This window comes from Rahnella sp. JUb53 (assembly GCF_004346065.1).
In the GTDB taxonomy this organism is placed as follows: domain Bacteria; phylum Pseudomonadota; class Gammaproteobacteria; order Enterobacterales; family Enterobacteriaceae; genus Rahnella; species Rahnella variigena.
The window spans coordinates 111,072-127,598 of the sequence record NZ_SLYT01000002.1 but is presented as its reverse complement, the minus strand read 5'-3'; the positions used below and the strand labels follow the sequence as shown (position 1 = coordinate 127,598).

Below are 16,527 nucleotides of genomic sequence, written 5' to 3'. Positions count from 1 at the left end.
TTACTATTCCCGTTCTCATTGCGATCTGTTCTTGTAAAAATAAAAAATAGAAACAGCGTCGCGTCATCAAAAAATTCTACGAGAATGCGTTATGTCCTTTACTGGCAGGGGAAAAGTCGCGGAGTTTTGCGCACCGGATATAAGAAAAGTCTTTACCGTTTCATCACTGGCGCTGGCTATTGTTGTGGCGATCAATCCCGTCTGGGCGGCTGAAACCAGCAGCACGGCTAATGCTGCAACGTCAGGTGACTCGCAGGATATGGTGATCGAAGGCTCACCGACCGTCGCCGGCAGTGACGCGCAGGATTACGCGGTTAAAACGACGACCGCCGGCACCAAAATGAACCTGACCCCGCGCGATATTCCGCAATCGGTCAGCGTGATCACCCGTCAGCGTATGCAGGATCAGAACCTGCAATCGGTCGGCGATGTGCTCGACAACACCACGGGCATCTCTACGGAAGTGATCGACAGCGAACGCGTGTCCTATTTCTCCCGTGGCTTTTACATCAACAATTACACCTATGACGATATTCCTTCGTCCGTCAGCGACACCTGGAACTTTGGCGATGCAGCTGAAGACACGGCGATTTATGACCGTATCGAAGTGGTGCGTGGCGCAACCGGTCTGATGACCGGCGCAGGTAATCCGGCAGCGTCGGTGAACATGGTGCGTAAGCACGCCGACAGCAAAGAATTTACCGGCGATATCAGCGCCAGTTATGGCAGCTGGAACAAGCAACGTTATGTGCTGGATGCTTCCGGCCCGCTGAATCAGGAAGGTTCAGTGCGCGGACGGGTCGTGGCGGGCTATCAGGATCAGGACAGCTGGCTGGATCGTTATCACAAGCGTAAAAAATTCCTCTACGGCGTGATCGATGCCGATGTCACTGACAACACCACGGTATCTCTGGGGTACGATTATCAGGAAACCAACACCGGCAATCCGACCTGGGGCGGTTTGCCGACCTGGTATACGGACGGTTCGCGTACGCATTATGACCGCAGCACTAATACCTCCGCTGACTGGACAAATTACGCCATTCAGTCGCGTAAAGTGTTCGCCAACGTGAAACACGATTTTGATAACGGCTGGACATGGCGGGTTAACGGCACGCATGGCGAGCAAACCTTCAATGATAAGCTGCTGTATCTGATGGATTTCCCGGATCACACCACTGGCGAAGGGCTGAGCGGTTTTGGCAGTAAAGACCGTGGCACGCGCAAAGTGGATTCGGTGGATACCTATGCCACCGGGCCATTTGAACTGTTTGGTCGTCAGCATCAGATGGTTGCTGGTCTCAGCTATAGCCGCCAGCATAACCAGACTTACAGTGCGGATGGATCCATTGACAGCGACGCCATTGGCAGCTTTGGCAACAGCTGGGACGGCAGCGTCAGCGAGCCGGAGTGGGGCGACTGGTACCTGAACGCCGACGATGTGGTTCGTCAGAAAGCGGGCTATTTCGCCACACGCTTTTCGCTGGCTGATCCGCTTTCACTGATCGTCGGTGCGCGTTACACCGAATGGACCAGCAATGGCAGCAGCGGCAACATGCAGAAGAACAACATAACGCCATACGGCGGGCTGGTGTATGACATCAATGACACCTGGTCGGCCTACGCCAGCTACACCTCAATCTTCCAGCCGCAGACAGACCGCGATATCAACGGGCATTATCTGTCACCGACTACAGGTAAAAACTACGAAACTGGCCTGAAATCGGCATGGATGGACGGTCGTCTTAACGCCTCGCTGGCGGTGTTCCGCATTGAGCAGGATAATGTCGCGCAGGCCGATGGCAGCAATTACGTCAACGGTTCCCGCGAGCAGGCGTACGTCGCGGCAAATGGCACAGTGAGCAAAGGGGCGGAGTTTGAGCTGAGCGGCGCTGTCACCGACAATCTGCAAATGACCTTCGGTGCGACGCGTTATGTGGCGAAAGACGATACCGGCAGCCGCCTGAACAGCAACATGCCACAGACCCAGCTGAAACTGTTCAGCCGTTACCAGTTGCCGATGATGCCTGACCTGACGGTAGGCGGCGGTGTTAACTGGCAAAACCGCACCTTCCAGGATGCAACCGGGCCAGACGGCGAGACCCATCGTGTATCGCAGGGCAGCACGGCGATTGTCGATCTGTTCACCCGTTATCAGGTGACAAAACAGTTGTCGGTTCAGGCCAACATCAACAACCTGTTTGACCGCACCTATTACTCGTGGCTCAGTGATTACGCTGTTTACGGCGAACCGCGCAGTGTGTCGGTCAGCGCGAATTATGCGTTCTGATGTGATGCGATAAAGACTATCAGGGCAGCATCGGGATTTCCGGTGCTGCCTTTTTTATGCCTGGTTCAGGTAAAAAGTCGGATTTTTGTACAGGGGATGTGAAGGATGCGAGACTTATTACAACTCAGTCAGACGCTGAACGTTCAGGCTTTCCAGTTTACCGTTCAGGATATCGAGAAAATCGTCGTGGTAAGGCATTGCCACGTGTTTTTTCAAATCTTCTTCAGACTTCCAGCGTTCAATAAAGATGAATGAGACTTTGCCTTTATTTTCGAGGTTACGCACATCGGGTACAGCATGACTTTCATGCAGATCATATTGCAGGCATCCTGCTTCTTGATGAGTTGGAGAAACCATTGCCAATGCGGCATCTCTTACCGTTTCGATGAATTCGGGCAAAGGGGTCAGTGTGGCAACAATTTTTACTTCGCTCATAGGGAGGCCTTTGGTTGTCAGTTATTTATACTGGATTTACACAATCCGGATGCGGATTATTCAAGGTAGTTATGAATTGGGCATTGTGCCAGCCAATATGACAGAATCAATACTGAATGAGTCAACATGCGACGGGGGGATGGGGTATGAATGATGAACGCATTGATCAATGCATTCAATTTAACATAATCATGATTATGCGCACCGAGTGTGTAAGTCCCATTTGATAATGTCACTTTGGAGATGCGGAGATTTCCCGAAATCCCGGTAGATAAAGTCCTGACTATACTTACCCAATCCGACTCCGATGCGTTTTCCGGATTGTCGTATCCGTTTAGTCCGCGCTGTTATCTGGAGCCATGAGCATGACGGAAATCGGATTTGCTTTGATGGTGTTTACCCTGCTGCTGGCCGCCACAATGGTCGGAATGATTGTCAGGCCATTATTGCCTGAAGAACATAAGGCGCATGAAACCGTGCAACTGATGCAGCTGGTCATTGGTATGCTGCTGACGTTCGCCGCGCTGGTTCTCAGTCTGATGACGGCGTCCGCGAAAAGCAACTTCGATACACTGACCAATGATTTTCGCAATTACGCCGCCGATCTCATTCAGCTCGATGTCACGCTACGCGATTATGGCCCGGAGACTGACAGCGCACGTTTAAACCTTCGGCTTTACACGGCGGCTGCCATTGCCAGTACCTGGCCCGCCGACGCAAAACCAGCTGACACTGCTGTGCAGAAAACAGCACGGCCTGAAAATATACAGGACCGGTTAGAGGATTATCGTCTTGGCGAAATGCTCAATTCAACTCAGCGGCAAGTGCGCGAGTTACCGGCGCAGGACCCGTTGCAGAAAAGAGTCATGGAAGTGGCACTCAGTCAGTTTGACAGGCTGATCCAGGCTCGCTGGAAGCTGATTGAAGTCTCGCACAGCTCTATGTCACAGCCCTTTTTTGCCATGCTAACGTTCTGGCTGATGATCATCTTTCTAAGCTTTGGTCTGATTGCCCCGCGTAATGCGCTGGCGATTGTCACCATCACCCTTGGCGCGCTGTCCATCGCTTCCGCTATTTACGTGATTGTCGATCTGGATTCACCTTTTACCGGTCCGATCATGATTTCCAGCCAGCCCATGCAGGAAGCTTTGCAGCATTTAAGCCGCTGAAAATCAGATTTTTTCCTGATTAACCCGTTCGGACAGTTCCTGATGGCTTTCTTTCCTTTCGCTGTAGCGGTCGGCCAGATAAGCGGAATGCCCTTTCAGAAGCAATGTGATTTTGAACAACTCCTCGGTGACATCCACAATCCGGTCGTACCAGGCCGAAGGTTTCATGCGCCCTTCATCGTCAAATTCCTGCCATGCCTTGGGCACTGATGACTGATTGGGAATAGTGAACATCCGCATCCAGCGGCCCAGTATCCGCATCTGATTTACCGTATTAAATGATTGCGACCCGCCGCTTACCTGCATCACCGCCAGCGTCTTGCCCTGCGACGGTCGCACCGCGCCATCACTTAGCGGTATCCGGGGTCCGCTTGGAAAACGGAAATTATCCTACGCTAAGACTAACCGACGACTTTATGACGAAATTTTGCTTATATTAGAAAGGGGGATGCTGTTTTATGATCTGATGATTCATGCCCTTGTCTGCAAACACAAATCGATCCTGAAACGGAAACGATACCTCCCTTTAAGGCACTAAGATAAGCGCCTGTTCAAAACATTCTTTCACTACCATCGCAATTCACAATATTAATGAATGTCATTCATAGTCCCTATCCTCCCACCTGTGATTATCCGCATGAACAAACCCGTTAACATGCCCCTTATCTCTTCATGTCCAACGGATCCCCATGCTTAATCAACAGGCACAAACACAGTCAGCTACAGCTAAAAAAACCGGTCTCTCGTTTCTGCTCATACTCAGCGCCCTGATGGCTGTTACCTCTTTATCAACCGACATTTATCTTCCGGCTATGCCCGTCATGGCGAAAGATTTACAGGGTGATGCAGAGCTGACAATCACAGGGTTCCTTATCGGCTTTTGCGTTGCACAACTGATTTGGGGGCCGATTAGCGATCGTTATGGGCGTCGACTGCCGCTGTTTATCGGTTTAGGTCTATTCATCATCGGTTCGGTGGGCTGCGCGTTATCAACGGATATCGTGCAAATTGTCTTCTGGCGTGTTTTTCAGGCGTTAGGTGCCTGTACCGGGCCGATGCTGGCTCGAGCAATGATCCGTGACTTGTTTAGTCGTACTCGTGCAGCACAAATGCTTTCAACTCTGATGATCATTATGGCCATCGCGCCGATTGCCGGGCCCCTAATCGGCGGGCAAATGATTAAAGTCACCTCGTGGCATGCCATTTTCTGGCTGCTGGCGATTATCGGAACATTAATGCTGATGTCTTTATTCTGGTTACCGGAGACATTACCTGTTGAAAAACGCTCTCAAGCCTCCGTAACCAGAGCCTTTCAAAACTACTATGCCTTGCTAACCAACGCCAAATACATGCGGTTTACTCTGTGTCTGACGTTCTATTACGTCGCGGCCTACGCCTTTATCACGGGCTCCCCGTTTGTGTACATCACGTACTTCGGTGTTGACCCGCAGCATTACGGTTGGCTGTTTGCAGTAAACATTGTGGGATTAATGGCTGTGAGTATGGTCAACAGACGCCTGGTTCACCGCTACCCACTGGAAGCGTTGCTCAGGAATGCCGTATTCATCGCCACTATTGCCGCAATAGTGCTGGCGGTCACGACCGGCCTGGGTGTAGGTGGAATTACCGTGATTGTCGGCGCTGTGTTCGTGTTTTTCTCTATGAATGGCATCATCGCTGCAACATCCACGGCTTGCGCACTTGATGCAGTGCCTAATGTAGCAGGCTCCGCGTCGGCGCTAATGGGCGCGTTACAATACGGCAGTGGCATCGTCTCTTCACTGCTTCTTGCCCTGTTCAGTGATGGCACGCCATGGACGATGGGCTGGATAATTGCGTTGTTTACAGCAGCCAGCGCCCTGATGGCATTGACCGTTCAGCTAAAAAAATAAAACGTCGTTATTGATACCAGACGACACTTTCGTCCAGAGATACCCGCCCTTCCCTGTAGCTCAGGGAGGGATGCGTTTTATCTGGGATCCCAAAAGAAATACCGTAAAGCAGCCTGAAGCCCTCAGGAACATTCAATATTCGACGCACCGTTTGGGCAAAATAACTCAGCACTGCCTGTGGAACGCCTGCGTAACCGCGAGCTGCCAGAGAAAGCAGGAATGTCTGCGCATACATACCCGCATCCGAGGCAACACGAACGTTGTCTCCAACAGCCGGAATGAACAATAGAGCAACATGAGGCGCGCCGAAAAATCTCACATTACGCTCGACCACTTCTGAGCGACTTAAGTTATCCCCCCGCGCAACGCCCAGTGCCTGATAGTACGAGTGCCCCTGCTCCGAAGCCCGTTGCCTGAATGGCTCGGGATAAGCTTCTTTATCAAACGTAAAATCAAGACTGTAGTTCCCCGTCCTCAGATCTTCCGTCAGTGCGTGGCTTAATTCACGAAGTTTATCTCCTGCAACGATATGCAGGGACCAGGGTTGTGTATTGCAGTTGGATGGTGCGCATTGCGCTTCGAGCAAAATGTCTTTGAGGATATCGCTGGGGATAGGAGATGGAAGAAAGGCTCTTGCCGAGTACCTGTTTTTTACTACCTCACTAAATGTTGGCTCTTGCGTACTCATTTGCTTCTCCGCCTGAAAGTAATTTGAAGTGAATGATTCACTCTCTCCAGATCCATCCTGTCACATCAGGCTCATCCTTTTCATTCCCGGTTCCAGATTAGGTCTATGAATTCCATTCATAGCGCCTATTCAAGCTGCGTAATTATCTTTAACCGCAACTTCGTTAATCTGGGTCTATCGCGTGAACACGCAAGCGGAAAATGGCTACAGCTGATGGACATACCCCAGCCTGCGCGGCTGGGGCGTCATCGGAGGCTAACTAAATATTCTTATCGAAGAAGACGTCTAACTTTTGCATTGCCTGGTCAACGTATTTTGGCACCCAATACGTCTCGATATGGGTAGCGCCATCAATCAGGAAGAGTTCTTTGTCCTTCGTACCGGTGGCTTTCGCGAACGCATTTTCAGTCATATAGAGCGTATCCGCTTTTGTACCGGCAATCATCAGCAGCGGTTTATTGATGAGATTTATATGGTCCGTTACGTCAAAGCTCATCAAATCCAGAAGACTGCTGGTGGTGTATTTAAACGTGGAGTTCGGATGCGCATGGGTTTTCCAGTAGTACTCGTAGCCCTGGCGATATAAGGCAAAAGGTAATTTAGCAATCTGTTCATCAGTCAGGTTGGCATCGCCGGAGTAAAGCACTTCTCCTCCGGCTGCTTCCTGAGCACGCGCGTCAGAAGCCTGCTGAAGACGCTGCTGGATAGTATCCAGCTGTGAATCCTGCATACCGTTGCGGCGCACAAGGCCTGAATTAAACATGCTGATGGTTGCTATCGATTTGAACCGCTTGTCAGTTTCAGCCGCAACAAGTGAATACCCGCCGCCTCCGCAAATACCCAGCAGACCAAGGCGGGCGGTATCTACACCAGGATACTGGCTGATGTAGTCAGCCATGCCGTGGATATCCTCAATGCGATTAGCGGGTTTATCCACGCTGCGAGGCATCCCACCGCTGGCGCCCTGATAAGCCGCGTCGGCGGTAATGGTGATGTAGCCCTGCTCGGCGAGACGCTGGGCATACAACCCGGCGACCTGCTCTTTTACGCCACCATTAGGATGTGCAACCACCACCGCAGGGTATTTTTTGGCGGGATCATAGTTAGCAGGGGTATAGACATTCGCAGCAATCTGGATGCCGTGCAGATCGTATTTCACTGGGTGAATGTTGACCTTGCCTTTGACGTTCTCGGTGATGGCACCGTCATAGGCCAGTGTGAATGGATTTTTTTTGTAATCAGCCGCATTGACTGAGGTGGCTCCGGCCATTGCCGTGATTAGCATTGCACTGATAAGCGTAAATTTCATGCTCTCTCCCGATGAGTGTTTGCCTGGTTATGCAGGCTCGCGGAATCAAATTTGCAGGCTTAGAGTAGGCAGAGAGGGCTGTCAGCATCGTGACGGGGAAATAACATTTTCGTCAGGAATGGGACTGAGATGGGTAAGTGTTTCTGACAACGCTGTCAGGTAACTGTCAGCTTTATGTTGGCAATCAGGAGGCAGAATGGTCTCGTTTAATGTGATTCATGTTCAAAAAAGGAGCGATCAATGAAAAGCCAGAATGACCCAACAATGCCAGCGCGACGCAAGCTATTAGTCGCCGGGGCGGGTATTGCCGCCGCCTCGCTGATCCCCCACGTATCGGCAGCGAGCCCATCCTCTCAGGTCGATTCATCCAGACAAACCAGCCATCGCCCTGCGGCTCCGGGCAAACGTAAACTCGGCAAGCTGGAAGTTTCTTCCGTCGGTCTGGGCGTGCAGAACATGAGTCGCAAATATGACACCTCTGTTCCCTGGCGTCCCGAGATGCTCAATGTTATACACCGGGCCTTTGATGAAGGGGTAACGTTCTTCGACGTAGCTGAAGCCTACGGCCCGTTTGAAGTCGAAAAAATTCTCGGGGAAGGCGTCGCCCCGTTCAGGGACAAAATCGTTATCGCCACTAAGTTTGGCTGGAACATTGACCAGCAGACAGGTAAGCGACTGCCGGGTCTCAACAGCAGACCGGAGCATATCAGGCAGGTCGTCGAAAACATGCTCAAACGCCTGCGTACCGATCGTATCGATTTACTGTATCAGCACCGGGTTGATCCACAGATCCCGATCGAAGATGTCGCCGGTGTGGTGAAAGATTTGATGGATCAAGGGAAAGTTCTGCACTGGGGTCTGTCTGAAATGGGCATCAATACGCTGAGACGCGCCCATGCGGCATTACCCGTTACTGCCGTACAAAGTGAATACTCCATGCTCTGGCGCGGCCCTGAAAAGCAGGTACTTCCGCTATGTGAAGAGCTGGGCATTGGCTTTGTGCCATGGAGCCCACTGGGCGTGCAGTTTTTAACGGGCTGGATTGATGGGAATACCCGGTTCGCTGCCGGTGATATACGTGCTATAGAAACGCGATTTTCACCCGACAATCTCCCGCACAACTTACAACTCGTTGAGTTGCTGAAAACCTGGGCGATAAGAAAAAATGCCGCACCGGGTCAGATTGCGCTGGCATGGCTCCTGGCCCGTAAATCCTGGATAGTTCCGATCCCGGGCACCACCAATAAAGACCATATGCTGCAAAACACAGCGGCTACCGGCGTGTCGCTGACTGCGGCAGAAATGACCGAGCTTACCCGCTCACTGGATGCCATCACTATCCAGGGTCAACGTCTGCCGGATGCCGTGCAGGTTTATTCCGATGTTGAAGCACCGATGAAAAGTTAAGAGGAAGTCCCGTTATGCGCCTGTTGTTAGTCGAAGATGAAGAAAAAACGTCAACTTATCTCAACCGTGCGTTGAGTGAGTCCGGATTTACGGTAGATGTTTCTGCAGATGGCGCTGAAGGTCTTCATTACGCGCTGGAGTTCGACTACGACGCGATAATCCTGGATGTCATGCTGCCGGGGATGGATGGCTACCGGGTTCTTGAGGGGGTGCGGGCTGTCAAACAGACGCCGGTGCTGATGCTCTCGGCTCGCGGCTCGGTCGACGAGCGCGTTAAAGGGCTTCGTCTTGGCGCGGATGATTATCTGCCCAAGCCCTTTTCGCTTATTGAGCTGGTGGCGCGCATTCAGGCACTGGTGCGCCGCCGCGCTACGGATGGCGCAGACATCACCCAGCTGCAAATTCACGATCTGCATCTCGACTTACTGGCTCGCCGCGTATTTCGCGCCGGAACGAGACTGGAACTGACCGCAAAAGAGTTTTCCCTGTTAAGCCTTCTGGCCCGGCATCAGGGGGAGATTCTGTCAAAGATGATGATTGCGGAGCAGATATGGGACATGAATTTTGACAGCGATGCCAATGTGGTTGAAGTCGCCATTAAACGACTTCGCGCCAAAGTGGATGCCCCGTTCGATATCAAACTGCTGCATACCGTTCGTGGCATGGGTTATGTCCTCGAAGTCCGGTCCGAATAAATGAAGAGGATAAGCATGCCTAAGCGTTCCATCTCCGTTCATCTGGCGCTGATGTTTGCCTTATCCGCGCTGCTGATTGTCTCCGTTATCGGCATCCTGCTCAGAAGCTCCTTGCATGATTCTTTGCAAAAGCAGATGCATAACGAACTGCTGTTCCGGGAATCATTAATGAGTCCGTGGATCACCGCCCGAACCTCGGCTGACGGCTGGTCTACGCTGGCCAATAAATTTACTGTGTTAACCAATTCTGAAGGTGAACGCGTTCGCTACTGGATAGTGAGCGATAACCCACGCTTTAGCATCGGGGGAACACCACCAGTGGGAGTTCAGTGGTCTTCTTTACAGGAAGGCTTTAATAAAGTGCCCGGTGCATCAGAAGGTGCATGCTCACTGTTTCTGTTAGTGAAAACCATCCCCGCCAACGGTGAAAGGCCTGAGCTGCGCTATGTGGTTGCTATCGACTCCACACCGTACATGGGAACACTTGATGCGTTCACGCGTACATTGCTGATCATTACCGCACTGGGCGTCGTGATTGTCGCCTTACTGGGATACATCGTATCAAGGATCGGTCTTCGTCCGGTTAGGGCGCTCAGTAAACAGGCTCGGCAACTCGCTCCCGGGGACCATGGTCAGCGCCTGAATACCGAAGCATTACCTGACGAATTACAGCAGTTAGCATCATCTTTTAATGGCGTGCTGGAACGGCAAGAGGTCGCCTGGAGGCAGCTCGAAAGCTTTAATGCCGATGTTGCGCATGAACTCCGTACACCGCTGACTAACCTGATTGGTCAGACACAACTGGGGCTCTCACGCCGACGTTCACAAGATGAACTGGAAGAGTTACTGGGTTCTAATCTGGAAGAGCTTGAACGTATGACGTCGATCGTAAACGACATGCTGTTCCTGTCCCATGCCCATGCGGGTGAGCATGCGTCCCAGCTTACCCAAGTGTCCCTGCGGGAAGAAACCCTGAAAACAGCGGATTATGTTGAACCCTCTTTTGCTGAAAAACAGCTCTCTATGGATGTTGAGGGCGACGTCACCGCGCACATCGACCGGCGACTGTTCCACCGCTCACTGGCTAATTTACTGGAAAATAGCGCAAGACATTCCCCCTCCAACAGCACGGTTACGGTACGGTTAAGCGAAACCGGTCATCAGGCCTGTGTTGAAGTTTCAAACCTTGGCGAACCGATATCGCCAGAGCACTTACACCGGCTTTTCGAGCGGTTCTATCGCGTTGACACCTCCCGAGCCAGGAGTGATACCCATCATGGGCTGGGCCTGTCGATTGTACGCGCCGTCGCCATTATGCACCGGGGAGATGTCTTTGCGCGAAGTGAAGGTGGCATCAATACATTTGGTCTCACCTTTGCGATGCAAGCGGATAAAGCTGAGGGCAATGCTCACTCCGACACTGAGTCGGGACAAGGGTTAACTGACAGAATTGTCAGGAGGGCGTCAGCCTGACGTCATTACTCGCTCGATAAAATCATCGCAGGCAATTCCCTCTTCATTGATAAGGACGCTTTGCATGATCGGACATTTACGTTACCTCGGGCTGTTACTTCCCTTCTTCACATTTTCATCCTGGGCAGCGGAGCAAAATCCCGCTGTCCATATCGCCCCCGCAGGAAGTCAGAATGCGGTGTTCGGGCCAGCCGAGAACTTTACCGGGCGCGTCCGGGTTGATCCTCTTTTCAAACCGGATAACGACATCAGTGTTTCCGGGGCTTATGTCACGTTTGAACCCGGCGCTCGTTCCGCATGGCATACGCATCCGGCAGGTCAGCGGCTGATTGTGACCTCGGGTATCGGGCTGACCCAACAAGAAGGCCAGCCGGTGCAGGTTATCCGCGCGGGTGATGTTGTCTCTTGCCCGGCGGGCGTCAAACACTGGCACGGGGCGGCACCCGGCAGCGCGATGACGCATCTGGCGATAACCGGGATTGTGGGTGGCAAAAGCGTTAACTGGATGGAGAAAGTGACAGATGAACAATACCACGCCCATTAAAGCATTAGCGGCAGCAGTGCTGCTGACCTTTGGTTCTGGTCTCGCGGCACATGCCGCCCCCGTCAATAAAGGAGCCTCAGAAATGAACCACGAACAAACCGTTTCAGATACGCTGTCAGCCCGCCAACAGGCCATCCCGTTGATTGCGGCATCGATGGCCAGCAGTCAGATGGATAAGCTGAATGCAGCGCTGAATCAGGGTCTTGATGCAGGACTCACCATAAACGAAACCAAAGAGATTCTCGTCCAGCTTTATGCCTACACGGGCTTCCCCCGTAGCCTGAATGCGCTTAGTGAACTGATGAAGGTCGTCGAAGCACGTAAACAACGTGGCATCGACGACGTTGAAGGTAAAGAACCGGTCGCCCCAATCCCTGTCGGGGATGAGCTTCGCCGTGTCGGTACCGCAAACCAGACAAAAATCTCAGGCGCTCCCGTTCAGGGCCCGCTGTTTGATTTTGCCCCGGTCATTAATCAGTTCCTGCAAACGCACCTGTTCGGCGACATTTTCGCCCGCGATAACCTCGACTGGCAAAGCCGCGAGCTGGCAACGGTTGGCGCATTAGCGGCCACACCAGGCGTTGAAGCCCAGTTGCTATCGCATACACGAGCAAGCATGCGGGTCGGCCTGACGGCAGCGCAGCTGCGCCAGCTGGCACAGGTTCTGCGTGAACATGGCGAAAGTGATGCAGCAACGCGAGCTGAAAAGGCGCTGCAACAGGCGCTCGCAAACAATTAGGAGTGGGTTATGGAGCATGATCCCAACCGCAGAATGTTAATCACCGCACTTGCCGGGCTCACGCTGGCGAACATTTCTTTGGCATCAGCTGCGACCGGAACCACAAACGTGCAGGGTAAAAGCCGTGTTCTGGTGGCGTACTTTTCCCGCAGCGGAAATACACGAGTCATTGCGGGCGTCATTCACCGCAGCCTGAATACCGATCTGTTTGAAATCGAACCGGCTACGCCTTATCCAGAAGACTATTTTCAGACCGTTGAACAGGCGAAAAATGAGCGTGAGCGGGGAGTAAAACCCGCATTAAAAAATAGCGTCGCAGATATCTCACGCTACGAGACCCTGTATTTAGGCTTTCCGATCTGGGGGACCAGCGTGCCGCCTGTAGTGCAAACATTTCTCAGCAGCCACAACCTTGCGGGCAAATTACTCATCCCCTTCATTACCCACGGTGGCTACGGTAATGGAGACAGCGACGACATCCTTGCCCGTCTCGCCCCAACTGCGCGTAGGGAAAAACCGCTGGTTATTGAATGCGACCAGGAGCGAAGAACCACTGAAACGGTCACCAGTTGGTTAGAGACAATACGCAGTTAATCGTCCGCATTCATGAGTCTGCCAAATAAAGGCAATCAGGGGTGCTAAATAATTAACGCTGACAACTCAGATATGATTGAACGGCAAACATAACAGAGGATGTAATCTTGAAGACAATCTTAAAAACGCTGGCCATCTGCGTAATGGCGGGTGGCCTGGTGGCTCAGTCGGTCTATGCCGAGCCGCTGGTCATTCAGGAACAAGGAAGCTTTTCTGCTGGCGGCACTATCATTACCGCACCAGGAACATTTGACGCGAAAAAGCCGCTGGACTCTGCTGGCCAAACCTACCATGGCGATCATGCGTCTGTTTTCTACCAAATTCCCGAGAATCCGCATAAATACCCTATTGTCATGCTGCACGGCGCAGGTCAGTTCTCCCGTACCTGGGAAAGCACCCCGGATGGTCGCGAAGGTTTCCAGAACATATTCCTGCGTCGTGGGTTCTCAACCTATCTTGTCGATCAGCCACGCCGGGGCAGCGCCGGGCGCACGACGGTAGAAGGTACTGTTACGCCTAAACCGGATGAACAAATGTGGTTTAACCAGTTCCGAGTTGGCGTGTGGCCAGAGTATTTTAAAGACGTTCAGTTCTCTCACGACAAAGAAGCGTTGAACCAGTATTTCCGTCAGATGACCCCGAACACCGGGCCGTTTGATATCAATGTTATCTCTGATGCGATGTCCGCAGTGGTGGATAAATCCGGCCCGGCTATCCTCTTCACCCACTCTCAGGGGGGCGGACCAGGCTGGTACACGGCGATGAAAAACGACAAGGTCAAAGCCATTGTCGCCTTCGAGCCTGGCAGCAGCTTTGTCTTCCCGGAAAAAGAACTCCCAGCCCCTATGCCAAGCGCGTTCGACACGCTGAAGGGTGAGCCTGTTCCGATGGAGCAGTTTATGGCTCTGACCAAAATCCCGATTCTGATTATTTACGGCGATAACATACCGGATAAACCTGTCGCCATGCCCGCGCAGGACAGCTGGCGCGTACGTCTGGCGATGGCTCGCGACTGGCGTGATGTGGTGAACAAGCATGGCGGGGATGTGACTGTGACGCATCTGCCTGAAGTGGGGATCAATGGGAATACCCACTTCCCGTTCTCTGACCTCAATAATGTGCAGATTGCCGATTTGGTGAGTAAATTCCTGAAGGAAAAAGACCTGCAATAGGAAGAGCCAGTATTGAGTCTTCATTATTGAAGGCTCAATACAAACATCATCTTTATAAAAAATAAAGTGGCCTAATCCTGCCGAAAAAAAGTGTTGAATATGGCGGTTTGCTTTGCTCACAAAACAGAGCGTCAGCCCTCCAAAGATTAATGAATACATCTAATAAACCCTAGTTAATTACCCCCTCTAATAGAATAAATAACTTTGCGTTATGCTTTTCCTACACAACAGCTGAAGGATAACGTCATGCAAACTGTAAAACTGAACAACGGTATAGAAATGCCCCTTCTGGGCTTTGGTGTCTTCCAGATGACGGATGCCGCCGAATGCGAAAGAGCCGTGATTGACGCTATCGATACAGGATACCGCCTGATCGATACCGCAGCGTCCTACCAGAATGAAACCCAGGTCGGGAACGCACTGAAACAGACTGGTATCGCACGTAACGAACTCTTTGTAACGACCAAACTTTGGCTCCAGGATACCAATTACGAAGGTGCTAAAGCACAGTTCGAACGCTCCCTGAATCGGCTGCAACTTGATTACGTTGACCTGTATCTGATTCACCAGCCTTACGGCGATGTCCATGGAGCCTGGCGTGCTATGGAAGAACTGCAACAGGCAGGCAAAATTCGCGCCATAGGCGTCAGCAACTTCCATCCTGACCGACTGGCCGACCTTATCGCCTTCAACAAAGTGGCCCCTGCGGTAAACCAGATTGAAGTTAACCCCTTCAACCAGCAGTTGCATGCGGTTCCATGGAATCAAAGCCGTGGCATTCAGCCGGAAGCCTGGGCACCGTTTGCTGAAGGTAAAAATGGTCTATTCCAGCATCCCGTATTAACGGCAATTGGTCAGAAGTACGGCAAAAGTGTGGGCCAGGTGGTACTGCGCTGGATCTTCCAGCGGGGCATCGTTTCACTGGCGAAATCGGTGCGGAAAGAGCGCATGGCAGAGAACATCGACATTCTCGATTTTAGACTCAGTTCTGAGGATATGCTGCAGATTGCTGCCCTCGACACCGCAACCAGTGCCTTCTTCTCACACCGAGACCCGGCGATGGTGGAATGGCTGACTGGCCGCAAACTTGATGTTTAAGCCGCGATAAAAGAGGTATTCATTCAATGCAAAAGCGCTTTTTAGGTAAATCTGGGCTAGAAGTGTCCGCTCTGGGACTCGGTTGCATGGGGCTCAGCCATGCCTACGGCCCTGCAACAGATACCCGTCAGGCTATAGAACTTATTCGTACAGCAGTTGAACGTGGAATTACTTTTTTCGATACAGCTGAATTGTATGGCCCCTTCCTTAATGAAGAGGTTGTCGGTGAAGCCTTAAAACCGTTTCGTGACCGTGTGGTCATTGCCACCAAGTTTGGTTTTACCTTTGGCGATGACAATAAGCAGCAGATTTTAAACAGCCGTCCGGAGCATATCCGTGAAGCTGTGGAAGGATCATTACGCCGCCTTAAGACTGATGTCATTGATCTGCTGTATCAACATCGTGTCGACCCGGATGTCCCCATTGAAGATGTTGCGGGTGCAGTGAAAGACCTGATCGCGGAAGGCAAAGTTAAACATTTCGGTCTGTCCGAAGCGGGTGCGCAAACCATTCGTCGTGCCCATGCCGTACAACCGGTCACTGCGCTGCAAAGCGAATATTCCATGTGGTGGCGCGAGCCTGAGCAGGAAATCCTGCCGCTACTGGAAGAGCTGGGTATTGGTTTTGTGCCCTTCAGCCCATTAGGCAAAGGCTTCCTGACGGGAGCGATTAAACCAGGAACAACGTTTGGCAAGGATGATTACCGCAGCACCGTGCCGCGTTTCGCAGAACAGGCGATTGAAGCCAATGAAAAGCTGGTCTCATTACTGGGTGAACTGGCAGCAGAGAAAGGCGTGACGTCTGCGCAAATTGCGCTGGCATGGTTGCTGGCACAAAAACCGTGGATTGTTCCTATCCCTGGTACCACCAAACTACACCGGCTGGAAGAAAACCTGGGGGCTGCCGACATCATTCTTTCGCAGGATGACTCACGGCAGATAACCCAGGCGCTTGAAACGATTAAAGTCGTCGGCGAACGTTACTCTCCTGAGCATCAGGCTCGCACTGGCCGTTAATGCCCC

The 16,527-nt window shown here is 52.0% G+C and carries 15 protein-coding genes and 1 pseudogene; 12 read left to right on the top strand and 4 right to left on the bottom strand.

Translation table 11 applies throughout. From position 1 onward, the window contains the following. The first annotated feature begins 91 nt into the window (after positions 1-91). The gene (gene fhuE / locus EC840_RS05120) at positions 92-2,290 is read left to right on the top strand and encodes a ferric-rhodotorulic acid/ferric-coprogen receptor FhuE (protein WP_132964206.1); all 2,199 of its coding nucleotides are present in this window, start codon (positions 92-94) and stop codon (positions 2,288-2,290) included. Between the two features lie 117 nt (positions 2,291-2,407). On the opposite strand, the gene EC840_RS05115 is transcribed toward fhuE, so the two are convergent. Beyond that, complete coding sequence (locus tag EC840_RS05115; RefSeq protein WP_112286638.1) at positions 2,408-2,725, bottom strand: putative quinol monooxygenase; 318 nt, start codon at positions 2,723-2,725, stop codon at positions 2,408-2,410. Positions 2,726-3,090: 365 nt separating this feature from the next. Between EC840_RS05115 and EC840_RS05110 the strand changes: the two genes are divergently transcribed. Next, the gene (locus EC840_RS05110) at positions 3,091-3,894 is read left to right on the top strand and encodes a DUF4239 domain-containing protein (protein WP_132964204.1); all 804 of its coding nucleotides are present in this window, start codon (positions 3,091-3,093) and stop codon (positions 3,892-3,894) included. 3 nt (positions 3,895-3,897) lie between these two features. Here the strand turns inward: EC840_RS05110 and EC840_RS05105 are convergent. Further along, positions 3,898-4,254: pseudogene (locus EC840_RS05105) on the bottom strand (NAD(P)H-dependent oxidoreductase); the annotation flags it as partial. 329 nt (positions 4,255-4,583) lie between these two features. Here EC840_RS05105 and EC840_RS05100 point away from each other — a divergent pair. Continuing rightward, entirely contained in the window at positions 4,584-5,786 is a 1,203-nt protein-coding gene (locus tag EC840_RS05100; RefSeq protein WP_132964202.1) for a multidrug effflux MFS transporter, read from the top strand. 7 nt (positions 5,787-5,793) lie between these two features. Here EC840_RS05100 and EC840_RS05095 read toward each other — a convergent pair whose 3' ends face one another. Both EC840_RS05095 and EC840_RS05090 read right to left on the bottom strand, forming a co-directional pair. Continuing rightward, complete coding sequence (locus tag EC840_RS05095) at positions 5,794-6,474, bottom strand: nitroreductase (protein ID WP_132964200.1); 681 nt, start codon at positions 6,472-6,474, stop codon at positions 5,794-5,796. A 259-nt stretch (positions 6,475-6,733) separates the two neighbouring features. Then, positions 6,734-7,783 carry an alpha/beta hydrolase gene (locus EC840_RS05090; protein WP_132964199.1) on the bottom strand — a complete coding sequence of 350 codons (1,050 nt, stop codon included), beginning with the start codon at positions 7,781-7,783 and terminating at the stop codon, positions 6,734-6,736. Positions 7,784-8,023: 240 nt separating this feature from the next. Between EC840_RS05090 and EC840_RS05085 the strand changes: the two genes are divergently transcribed. From EC840_RS05085 to EC840_RS05045, 9 genes are all read left to right on the top strand, one after another. Continuing rightward, a complete protein-coding gene (locus EC840_RS05085; RefSeq protein ID WP_207914742.1) occupies positions 8,024-9,190 on the top strand; it encodes an aldo/keto reductase in 1,167 nt (388 codons plus the stop codon). 14 nt (positions 9,191-9,204) lie between these two features. Continuing rightward, a complete protein-coding gene (locus tag EC840_RS05080; protein ID WP_014226766.1) occupies positions 9,205-9,885 on the top strand; it encodes a heavy metal response regulator transcription factor in 681 nt (226 codons plus the stop codon). A 15-nt stretch (positions 9,886-9,900) separates the two neighbouring features. After that, positions 9,901-11,358, top strand: a complete 1,458-nt coding sequence (locus EC840_RS05075) for a heavy metal sensor histidine kinase (protein WP_132964196.1) — start codon at positions 9,901-9,903, stop codon at positions 11,356-11,358. Between the two features lie 64 nt (positions 11,359-11,422). Next, a complete protein-coding gene (locus tag EC840_RS05070) occupies positions 11,423-11,902 on the top strand; it encodes a cupin domain-containing protein (RefSeq protein ID WP_132964194.1) in 480 nt (159 codons plus the stop codon). Continuing rightward, positions 11,880-12,641, top strand: a complete 762-nt coding sequence (locus EC840_RS05065; RefSeq protein ID WP_132964192.1) for a carboxymuconolactone decarboxylase family protein — start codon at positions 11,880-11,882, stop codon at positions 12,639-12,641. Before EC840_RS05070 ends, EC840_RS05065 begins: the two co-directional genes overlap by 23 nt. Positions 12,642-12,650: 9 nt before the next feature. Continuing rightward, on the top strand, positions 12,651-13,235 hold the full coding sequence (locus EC840_RS05060; RefSeq protein WP_034950027.1) for a flavodoxin: 585 nt from the start codon (positions 12,651-12,653) through the stop codon (positions 13,233-13,235). A 107-nt stretch (positions 13,236-13,342) separates the two neighbouring features. Further along, the gene (locus EC840_RS05055; RefSeq protein ID WP_034950029.1) at positions 13,343-14,407 is read left to right on the top strand and encodes an alpha/beta fold hydrolase; all 1,065 of its coding nucleotides are present in this window, start codon (positions 13,343-13,345) and stop codon (positions 14,405-14,407) included. A gap of 246 nt (positions 14,408-14,653) precedes the next feature. After that, the gene (locus EC840_RS05050; RefSeq protein WP_034950032.1) at positions 14,654-15,505 is read left to right on the top strand and encodes an aldo/keto reductase; all 852 of its coding nucleotides are present in this window, start codon (positions 14,654-14,656) and stop codon (positions 15,503-15,505) included. 26 nt (positions 15,506-15,531) lie between these two features. Continuing rightward, the gene (locus tag EC840_RS05045; RefSeq protein ID WP_132964190.1) at positions 15,532-16,521 is read left to right on the top strand and encodes an aldo/keto reductase; all 990 of its coding nucleotides are present in this window, start codon (positions 15,532-15,534) and stop codon (positions 16,519-16,521) included. The last annotated feature ends 6 nt before the right edge of the window (positions 16,522-16,527 follow it).

Bases quoted from the DNA above. Each gene is read 5' to 3' on its own strand.
- EC840_RS05115 (WP_112286638.1), bottom strand. From the start codon at position 2,725: ATGAGCGAAGTAAAAATTGTTGCCACACTGACCCCTTTGCCCGAATTC.
- EC840_RS05075 (WP_132964196.1), top strand. From the start codon at position 9,901: ATGCCTAAGCGTTCCATCTCCGTTCATCTGGCGCTGATGTTTGCCTTA.
- EC840_RS05050 (WP_034950032.1), top strand. From the start codon at position 14,654: ATGCAAACTGTAAAACTGAACAACGGTATAGAAATGCCCCTTCTGGGC.
- EC840_RS05080 (WP_014226766.1), top strand. From the start codon at position 9,205: ATGCGCCTGTTGTTAGTCGAAGATGAAGAAAAAACGTCAACTTATCTC.
- EC840_RS05065 (WP_132964192.1), top strand. From the start codon at position 11,880: ATGAACAATACCACGCCCATTAAAGCATTAGCGGCAGCAGTGCTGCTG.
- EC840_RS05095 (WP_132964200.1), bottom strand. From the start codon at position 6,474: ATGAGTACGCAAGAGCCAACATTTAGTGAGGTAGTAAAAAACAGGTAC.
- EC840_RS05060 (WP_034950027.1), top strand. From the start codon at position 12,651: ATGGAGCATGATCCCAACCGCAGAATGTTAATCACCGCACTTGCCGGG.
- EC840_RS05110 (WP_132964204.1), top strand. From the start codon at position 3,091: ATGACGGAAATCGGATTTGCTTTGATGGTGTTTACCCTGCTGCTGGCC.
- EC840_RS05085 (WP_207914742.1), top strand. From the start codon at position 8,024: ATGAAAAGCCAGAATGACCCAACAATGCCAGCGCGACGCAAGCTATTA.
- EC840_RS05090 (WP_132964199.1), bottom strand. From the start codon at position 7,783: ATGAAATTTACGCTTATCAGTGCAATGCTAATCACGGCAATGGCCGGA.
- EC840_RS05070 (WP_132964194.1), top strand. From the start codon at position 11,423: ATGATCGGACATTTACGTTACCTCGGGCTGTTACTTCCCTTCTTCACA.
- EC840_RS05045 (WP_132964190.1), top strand. From the start codon at position 15,532: ATGCAAAAGCGCTTTTTAGGTAAATCTGGGCTAGAAGTGTCCGCTCTG.
- EC840_RS05100 (WP_132964202.1), top strand. From the start codon at position 4,584: ATGCTTAATCAACAGGCACAAACACAGTCAGCTACAGCTAAAAAAACC.
- fhuE (WP_132964206.1), top strand. From the start codon at position 92: ATGTCCTTTACTGGCAGGGGAAAAGTCGCGGAGTTTTGCGCACCGGAT.